Here is a 1,054-nt window from a genome sequence, read left to right as displayed (position 1 = left end):
AAAGGCGTAATTATTGGACAGGGGTACAGTACAATTGCGTGGATACCCGAAGCAGAAGGAAGTTGGGCATTACCCCTACTACATGAACGAATTAGTAGTTGGTCTTCGCCAATAGAAAAAGCAGCTTCCCAACTCAAACTTGTTTGTGAACAGAGCGTCAACCCAGTTTTAGCAGTTTTAGATCGAGAATATGGCAATGCAAATTGGGTACTGGCGCAAGCAGATATTCAAGCTGATTGTTTAATGAGAGTCCGAAAGAATGCCTGTTTGTGGTCAGCACCACCAGCCTATAGTGGTCGCGGTAGGCCACGGAAACATGGGCAGAAAATGAGACTCAACGACCCAACCACATGGCTCCAAACGGATACTGTGATTGAAATTGACGAACATCCAGGGTTGGGACAAGTCCGAGTCAGTCAATGGCTTGACTTACATTTTTATCGTGCGCCTGAACAGGGAGTAAATTTAATCCTCGTCGAAAGAATGAAGCCCATGTCAAATGGTCAACCGTTTCCACCCTTATGGTTGGCTTGGGTTGGAGAACGAACTCTACCTTTAGAAACTGTTTGGTTTAAGTATTTACGACGTTTTGGAGTGGATCATTGGTATCGGTTTGCCAAGCAACGATTGCATTGGACATTGCCGAACTTGAGAACTCCTGAACAATCTGAACGTTGGAGTGATTTAATGCCATTGATGAGTTGGCAACTCTGGCTGGCTAGGGATTTAGTTCTGGAAAATCGACTTCCTTGGCAATCTGCTACGATTAATTTAACTCCTGGACGTGTTGCCCAATCAATGTTGTCGGTTTTAGTTGACATTGGTACTCCCGCTACAGCGCCTAAACATAGGGGAAAATCCCCTGGTTGGGAAAAAGGAAAGGTACGTACTAAGGCACCGTGCTATCCCACTGTTAAAAAACGGGTTTCTCGACGCAAAAAGTCTTCAAGATTAGCTGTTTAATCTTCTCCCTCTTGAGTTTTTGAGCAACAGCTTGCCTTCTGCTAAAAGGCTGCTACTTTTAGCTGCACTGATTTTTTAGTCTAAACTACAG

General features: G+C 44.4%; 1 protein-coding gene. It reads left to right on the top strand.

Going from position 1 to position 1,054, the window contains the following annotated elements:
- Positions 1–963 (top strand): transposase (locus QUA58_RS31410; RefSeq protein ID WP_333398030.1); only part of this gene is annotated, 963 nt, incomplete at its 5' end.
- Between the last annotated feature and the right edge of the window lie 91 nt (positions 964–1,054).

Origin of the sequence: Microcoleus sp. N9_A1 (assembly GCF_036701795.1) — a bacterium.
Lineage (GTDB): Bacteria > Cyanobacteriota > Cyanobacteriia > Cyanobacteriales > Microcoleaceae > Microcoleus.
Note: the sequence above shows the minus strand (reverse complement) of the source record. Positions and strands in the feature narration are given on the sequence as shown.